The following is an 8402-nucleotide window of genomic DNA, read 5'->3' on the forward strand; positions in this document are numbered from 1 at the left end:
ACGCTGAAAAACATAAAATTGTAACTGAAAAATTAACCGCTTAAATTAATCAACGAAATTTAAAAGAATACTCTTGTTTTATAGGGGTCAAACCACTGGGCATACTTTTACACTAAAATACTATCGAGATAATTCATTTTAATGACATTACTTAAGTAAATAAATTAGTTTATAGAGTTAAAAACAAAAAAAACTATACTGAATAATTTCATACAAATAATTATATTTTTCAGTAAAGCACAATATAACTATTAGTCCTACTTAGTATGCTAACCCAACAATCCCAGATACCCCCAAGATCTGGGATTTTTTTGTTCAAGGACTTTTAATAAAGGGCCATAAAATTGAAACAACCAATCTTTGGTACGAATTATAAATGGGATGTACCTATTCTTATCTAACCGATTAGATGTTTTTATCGGATAACTTATAAATTTATGCTCCGTTGCAGACCATAGACGGGGTGGGAAAAGATACGGCCTTGCCCATAGTAAGTGAGATCGGGATGGATATGGACCGTTTTCCCAACCAGTACCATTTGGCAAGTTGGTTCAGGGTAAGCCCTGGAAGTAATGAAAGTTTAGGTAAAAAAAAGCACTAGGATCATCCACGGGAACAAGCATTTCGAATCCGTATTAGTGGAAGCGGTCTGGGGGGCAACACGTTGCAAAGACGGGTATTTATAGAGATTCTACCAGAAGCTTTTGGTGCGCAAAGGCAGTAAGAAAGCCTTAATGGCGGTCGGCCATAAGATCATCATAGCAAAGTACTTTATTTTAAAAAATAAAGAGGCCTATAAAGAGCCCTTGTTGCAGATCGCGAAAGCGGACCAAAAGCGCAGACAAAAAGAGGTTCATAAAACAGTGGTCCCCTTGAGAAAACTAGGGTTTGACGTCAGGTTGACCCCGGTGGCCTATAGATAACATAGCGCTGTTTTTTTTTACAGGGATATTAAACCTGTGTATGAAATTGAGTCGATAACTGGATAAGCACAAACACTTGTCGCAAATAAGGGTAGCGATACCCTTTGGAAGCACGAATATGAAAATTTACAATTTTCTTATCCTTTTATAAATCACGTATCGTAAAAAAAAGTTAGAATTAACCTGTAAAACACTGGTATAAAATACAATCAAAATAGTCTAAATTGTATAACGGAGCAATTTGTTCCAAGGATTTGCTTTGGCCTCTAATGACAAAAATTTAAATAAAACACGTATAAAAAATAGATATGCCTATACCTTAAATCTATTTTACAAACCTATTTTGAAAAATAAACCTAATCTTTTTTGCGGTAATTTTTGTTGTCTTAGCAATTATCAACTGTTCAATAATCGGAAAAAATAAAGATCCTGTAATTGGCATTTGGTCAATAATGGCCAATACACAGTTGCAGAAACTAAAGGAGTAATGGTATTTAGTGATGCCTATTTAGTAAGATACTATATTTATTTAGGTAATAATGTTACTTTTTTAACGGATTCTAAATAGAAGCTGATAGGAGATAACTGCCTTTTTTCTTATCGCTCTAAGGATATGCACAACGATAAGGTGAAAATAAAAACTAAATATAAAAGTGCAGAAAAGGTAAATGCTCTGGCTGCTACGACTGTTTTCTAAGATTTAGAAGTAACAAAAGGGTGCATCTTAGCTACAAGAGAATAAGTATCCATTGGACTCTTAGTTTAAATGGCAACTTAAACCATTTAAAGGGCTAAAATTACCACTCAACTATAGAAAGTCGTTCATGGTGGGAATTGAATAATTCAAAGACCATATACATCGTAAGTTTGTCGGAAACAATTTTATAAATCAAATATTAATCCCAAATTTTAATTATTATGAAACATTACAAAATGATTTTTTTAGCTGTGTTTGCCCTAATGGCCCAAATTGGTATTGCACAAGACGCAGGGGTGGCCGTTGATAATAATGATGATGCTGATTATGCACATCCATTTCAAGTTACGGTTCCTGAAGTTTTTATTGTTGATGTTCACAAGGCAGATGGCGCCGAAGCTATTGCCGTGAATTTTGACTTAAATTCTATTACAGAAGAGGCAGGATTATATTACCAAGATGATCTGTCCGAAACCTTATGGATGAATTATACCAGTGTAGTTCCGGGTGTTGTAGGAACTGGGGCCACAGAGAACAGAACTATTAACGTAAAAATGGATGGAGATTTTCCAATGGGGTTAAACCTGGTTATTGCTGCAGAACAACCGGTTATTACGAATGGAGATGGAGAGCCGGGTACCTCAGTAGGCGAGGTTCGACTTGGAGTTACTGCAGGAATGACCGATAAACCAATTGTGGAGGCAATAGGTAGCGTCTTTACTGGTAATGGCTATAATAATGGCGTGGAATTAAGGTATAGCCTAGAAAAGGTTGACGGTGAATTTGAACAGCTTTACCAAGGAGTTTACGACTCAACAATTACTTATACTATTACAGACCAATAAAGTATTTGGTTCGTTGTTAAGAGGGTCTTTTTATTTTTTAAGGGACCCTCTTTTTTGTTAATTACTTTTAATGAAGTGGAGAAATCATCATTATGTGGGTAATTTTGAAATATACATCGACTATTTTTCGAGCCAATCAAAAAGATCTCCTAGCCCTAAGTCTTATCATTAAAATCAGATTCCTGATATCAAATTTCAGTTATTTAATGTGCTTCGGATATACCGTCCGCTACTTTAATTTTTGATTGAGGATTTAACGAACTTTATTCTCCGCATACAGATATCTACCTAAGTAGTATTATAACCTCCTCGGCTGTAGCTTTAAGCGGATCTTGCCCTTAAATCAAAAATTTGCCTATAGGCAATGCAAATGTTGTGGCATGGAATTTATAGGGTGCGAAGGTTTTAAACAACCGGTTCGAAGCTAAAAAAGCATAGCTCAAGGGTTGGAGGAGGTGTTAGAGCAGCTAATGGACATAGAAGTGCCACTCGTCTATAGATATGACCTTCTCGGACTTTAAGACCTCATTTTTACTTTTATATAAATGATCTTTGGGTCATAAGAATACTACCAAAGTATTATTAATTCGCAATTGTTATGAAAAATATTTATTCAATTCTATTCTGTTTTATGTGCTCACTAATAACTAGTGCCAACGTAGGCGTGTTAAACGGATTTACCCATGTCGCCAATGGTAAGGGGGGAGATGTTATTCATGGGAAAATTATACTGGTTAATTCCTCTCTTAAGGAAGAGAGAGTAACTTTTAGCATGGCAGATGCCATTTATAATTGTGGGTCAAATACGTATTACACAATAGAACGAACTCATGACTTTTCTTCTATAAACTGGGTACATGGTGAAGTTGCTGAAAAAGTCCTATTGCCGAATGAAAAGTTCGTTTTCAAGTATAGTATCATAGTGCCTAAGAAGGAATTAGCAAGTGGATCTTATTGGAGTATGATCATGGTAAATGTAGAAAAGCCCATAAAGGAGGAGACGGTAAGAGAACAGGTGTCGGTGAAGAGTAAGATAAGATACGGAATTCGGCTAATCACGGATATTAATGAAAAATCAGACCAAGAAATAGAATTTGAAGGGGTAAGAACCCGTTTGGCAGATCAGGATAAAAGGGTGACCATATCTGTAGGTAATTATGGAATGTTTGCAGAAAAGGTATCCTTGACCTTGGAAATATATAATCAGAAGGGTGAAAAGATCAAAGAACTATATTCTGTTAATTCTTTTGTCTTTCCCCGAGTCTGTAAAGACTTTACATTTTCATTAAATCATCTCTTTAAAGGCAATTATGACTGTGTTCTTCTAGCGGAGTCCAGAGGCAACCTTATAGGCACTAACATGAGCATAAGAGTAGACTAAATTACTTTTTGTTTGAAGAGAAAGAAAACTGATTTAACTAACCTTACCATTATGGATTATCGTTATTTACTACTTATTGTTTTTGGAATTATTTGCCAAAGTGGTTTTGGACAGATAATGGTAAGAAATATTAATGGGGAAGCATCCGGGAATGTTATTCCTGGACAGCGGTACACTTTAATCTTTGAACTAAAAAACCAGCGGAAACAAATCCAATATATTCAAAAAACTAAATTGTTGGCTCCGGCAGACTGGCAAATTGTAACGGACTCCTATACAGGGGAATTAAAACCAATGGAAAGGAAAAGAGTGTTTACGACTTATGTGGTTCCGAAGAATGCTGAAGCTAGTGATGTAGTATTAGTTTTTTTGGTAATTGGATTAAATGGGGAGGTTATCGGGGAAACAAGTTTCAGCGGTAAGGTCCAAGAATTACATGAATTAATGGTACGCAAAATAGCGGCACCTGACTTGGTTAAGGCAGGTGAGATTATAGAAGCATCGTTTGAGGTAGTTAACCAAGGTAACGTGACTGAGGATATAAATTTGGTCACTTCCAGTGAAATAAATGGTCCACTAAACGTAAATCTTAAACCAGGTGAAGCGGTTACAGTGGTTTTAAATGAAAAAACAAATAAAAAACAACGTGTTTTAGAGTCGAAAAACATACTGCTTAAGGCCTATATCACGAATGAAGATAAGGAATATCGCGCCTATTCCAATACAAGTATATATCCTTTAAGGATGCAGGAAAATGATTCCTATTTTCGATATCCCATAGAAACAAGCTTGTTTTGGAATAGTATGAATACTAATACCGTCAAAGCATCGGCATTTATGGTAGAAGCAAATGGAACTGGATATTTGGATGTGGAACAAGACCATTACTTGGATTTTATTATTCGCACACCAAACCATGGACGCAGAAATAGATTTGGAATGTATGATAGATATACGGCAGAATACCAATATAAAAATGATTTTAACTTGCTAATAGGCGACTTTAATTATAGCCCAAATAGGTTAGGATTTCAGAATAGATATGGTTTTGGGGTTAAAATGGATTATAAAAAAAACAGCTTCAATGGCATTGTTTTCTATTCTAGACCGAGATTAAATACGTATAATACAGCCCCTATTATGGGATATAAGGGAATTTTTAATGTATCGGAGCAATTTAATATAGCTCTTTCATTTTCGCACTCCAAAGGGCAGGAATATGATTTAGGGAATACCACTAAATCATTGGGTTACAAGAACGGTCAAATAATAGGGGTTGAAGTACAATATTCTAAAGGGAAAAGCTTTATTAAGCAAATTAGCTCTATGAGCTTATCACGAAAAAATACTTCGTTCGCCCAGGAATTTAGACTTAGGCACACATTTGAAAAATTGGCCTATAATGGTAACTTTTTAATTTCTGGCAAGAATTTTCTCGGAAGATTTCGTAATAGCTTACAGTTTGGTAATGGTTTAAACTATTATCTAGGGCAATTGAGGTTGTTTGCATCGCAGAATTTTTCTAAGGTAAACAAGGATTACGATCCAATTTATGAAATCCCAGAGCCTTATTTTGAAACTTATAGATTGGGGGCTGGTCATAATTTAGGTTCTAGACATATGTTCAATTTAGGATATTCCAAATCTATCAGGGAGGATAAGCAGGACCGCATAGCTACCCGCTATCATTATAAGGAGCATGGATTTTTCTATTCATACGGTTACAGACAAGACCGATGGAATGTTAACTTTAGTGGCCGGATTTCAAAAACAAAGAATTTAAGGTCTTTTTTTTCCAAATATAGAAATACGTACGGTCATAGTATATCCGGAAATTTTAGGGTCTCGGGTATTTTAAACTTTAATGCAAATATTGATCACAACTATACCAATAGGTACTCTAACAATGGGGGACTTAGCAATTATTACCATTACGGACTAGGATTAGATTTGAGTATTGTTCCAAATTTTCAATTTACAGGACGCTATAATAGTGGCTTTAGTCCCGAAGAGAATTTTTTAAATCGTGATTATGTTAATTTAAACCTGACTACAACAATTCACAAAAGGCATCATGTATCAGCTAGGGTTAATTTATTTGAAGATACTGTAATGGACTGGGGAGGGGAATGGTATAGCTTTGTGAAATACAGCTATACTTTTGGGGTTCCATTGAAGAAAGTTAGATGGCAGGGTAATCTTCAGGGGAAGATAAGGTCCAATGACCTGGATATCCCTGTAGAGGATGTAAAGATAATTTCTTCGGGAAAGTCTGTGGTTACCAATACAGATGGTTCATTCTCAATTAAGAACCTTAACGAAGGAAGTCATTTCATAATGGTGGATGTTGCAGGGTTGCCATTAGGGGTAGTTCCGGTTCAAAAGATGCCAGTACAAGTCCGGATTAGTGCAGATTCAAATGAGTTTCTAGATATACAATTGGTTAGATCCGGTACATTGGCCGGGCGTTTGGTACCGAAAGGTAATTTTAGCAAGAATTATGATCTTTCTGGGTACTTGAAATTGGAGAAAATAGATGATGCCACGATATTATATACAGAGAGTAATGCAGATGGTAAATTTACAGTTAAAGGAATGGTACCAGGAGAGTATGCGGTTACCTTGATGCGTTTAAAAAAGGATGAAGGATTAATAGTTGAAAATATTCATAGCCAAATTAAGATAGAGGCAAATGAAATAATTTCCTTACAAATGCCGATAACCGAGAAAAAGAAGGCAATAAAATTTAAAGAATCTAATTTTAAGATAAAATTATAATTATGGTCAAGTGGATTGTTAGCATAACACTATTCTTAGTAGGAATTATAATGTATGCACAAGGTGATGACACCTTTGATGCCTCCTCGGTAAGCGGAGTGCTAAATTCAGAACAACAAGCCGTAGTTCCCTTAGCAATCAACTTATTGGATTTTGCCATTTTGGATGTAGAGTTGGATCCCGGGGCTAGAGTGGACATTGGTGGTATTCCTAGTTTCCTTGAGGCAGGCATGGCAATTAGTAGTGCATTTGGTACCAACGGCCTTGTAGACGAAAGCTTATATCTAAATTTTTCGGCTAGGGGCAATGGGCAGCAATACGTGGTTAGAGCGTATACCAATATGCCTATTCCAGATGAAGTGCAGATAACCGTTATGCCCATCCCGGAAATTACGGGAAATGGTGAAGTGGGTACTGCAGTAAGCGACCCTGTGGTATTGGGGACTTTTGGTTCTGAGGAGGTTATTATTTCAGGTATAGGAAGCGGGTATACTGGAAATGGGTATACGGGATATAAATTGCGATATGAGGTTGTAGCCTCTGGAGGCGTAAGTCTTGATCCGAGTTTTGAGATTATATATGAAATTATAGTACAATGAAAATTTTTAGGATGAGAAATATACTTATACTTTTTGTAGCTAGCTGTTTTGTTAATGCAGGGGCACAGGTGGGAGAGCTATTGCCAGGGCAACTGGTTGTATCCGGGTCTGTTTCCGTGAACCAAGAAGTAAATGACATTTTGGGAAATGAGGCCGGACTTGATGATAAAGAGGTGAATGCAGATAGTACTATAAGGTTAGAATATACTTTGAATGCACAAGGTGGGCTTTTAGGTTTGAGCTCAACACAAATGTGCTCTAATAATATTTATCTATACAAAGTGTATTTACACAGTAATGCGCCCAATGATATCATGGTGGAAGCGCAAACCTTGGAAGGTTCCGGGACGGCTATACCTCCTTACCCTTTGGGGCTGTCACAAGCAACATTGTATCCGGGGGCGGCGGCCTATGATGCTTCTCCTTTGCCAGCCAGGACATTGACTAGTTCTAGTACTAGTTTTGTTGAGGTCCCGAATGATTCCCAATTTGCCAAGAAAATCTTTGAGTTTGTCGGATGCCGAACACAAATACCCATTAATTTTAGGGTTACGTCAGGTGTAAATGCCCCAAATAACAGTTCGGTGGATATATATTATACCATAGTGGGCAGTTTATTGCAATAATAATGTACAATTATTTTTCGATTTCAAAATAGAAGGTAGCTGTTTATTCGTAGGGTTTTATTTTTTTATAATTGGATAATTTGGTTTAGAATAGTAGATTAAATCCTGGGCCTCACAAAAAAAATATTTCAAATATTGAATCATTCCAATAAGTATAGGGAAAACCTTTAAGAGCTAAGAAGGGTTTTAAATTGTTTATTGGCATGGACATTATCAAAATTTTAGGGACTGTAAATTATTTTGTGTTTTGCTCTGAGTTAGTCGAAAAATGATTTTGAAGTTCATAGGCAAAAAATTTATTTTTAAATTTTTATTATATGGACCCAGAATTAGAAAAACAATTAGATGCCTTAATAGGTAAAATCAGCAACAAAGAGGACTTCGATCAAGTCAAGGAACAGTTGCTTAAGCGTGGTATCGAATCGCTTTTGAAAGCGGAAATGACAGCCCATTTGGGGTTTGAAAAGGGTGGCGCTGTAGTTGGAAACAACCAGCGTAATGGTTACTCGGAAAAGACTATCAAAACCCAAAACGGAGAGCAGCGCATCAAGAT

At 36.2% G+C, this 8402-nt stretch carries 8 protein-coding genes; all 8 read left to right on the forward strand.

Annotation, left to right across the window (positions count from 1 at the left end):
- Positions 1 to 445: 445 nt before the first annotated feature.
- Complete coding sequence (locus BUA16_RS17840) at positions 446 to 601, forward strand: transposase (protein WP_178338925.1); 156 nt, start codon at positions 446 to 448, stop codon at positions 599 to 601.
- A gap of 133 nt (positions 602 to 734) precedes the next feature.
- Complete coding sequence (locus BUA16_RS17845; RefSeq protein WP_072766065.1) at positions 735 to 923, forward strand: hypothetical protein; 189 nt, start codon at positions 735 to 737, stop codon at positions 921 to 923.
- Between the two features lie 918 nt (positions 924 to 1841).
- Positions 1842 to 2465 carry a hypothetical protein gene (locus BUA16_RS17850; protein WP_072766066.1) on the forward strand — a complete coding sequence of 208 codons (624 nt, stop codon included), beginning with the start codon at positions 1842 to 1844 and terminating at the stop codon, positions 2463 to 2465.
- Positions 2466 to 3096: 631 nt separating this feature from the next.
- A complete protein-coding gene (locus BUA16_RS17855) occupies positions 3097 to 3846 on the forward strand; it encodes a hypothetical protein (protein WP_072766067.1) in 750 nt (249 codons plus the stop codon).
- Between the two features lie 12 nt (positions 3847 to 3858).
- Positions 3859 to 6624, forward strand: coding sequence for a hypothetical protein (locus tag BUA16_RS17860; protein ID WP_143150562.1), 2766 nt, complete (start codon positions 3859 to 3861; stop codon positions 6622 to 6624).
- 2 nt (positions 6625 to 6626) lie between these two features.
- A complete protein-coding gene (locus BUA16_RS17865; RefSeq protein ID WP_072766069.1) occupies positions 6627 to 7223 on the forward strand; it encodes a hypothetical protein in 597 nt (198 codons plus the stop codon).
- Between the two features lie 11 nt (positions 7224 to 7234).
- A complete protein-coding gene (locus BUA16_RS17870; protein WP_143150563.1) occupies positions 7235 to 7849 on the forward strand; it encodes a hypothetical protein in 615 nt (204 codons plus the stop codon).
- 317 nt (positions 7850 to 8166) lie between these two features.
- Positions 8167 to 8402: transposase (locus tag BUA16_RS17875; RefSeq protein WP_178338926.1), on the forward strand; the 236-nt coding region annotated here is incomplete at its 3' end.

Origin of the sequence: Arenibacter nanhaiticus (genome assembly GCF_900141935.1) — a bacterium.
GTDB lineage: Bacteria > Bacteroidota > Bacteroidia > Flavobacteriales > Flavobacteriaceae > Arenibacter > Arenibacter nanhaiticus.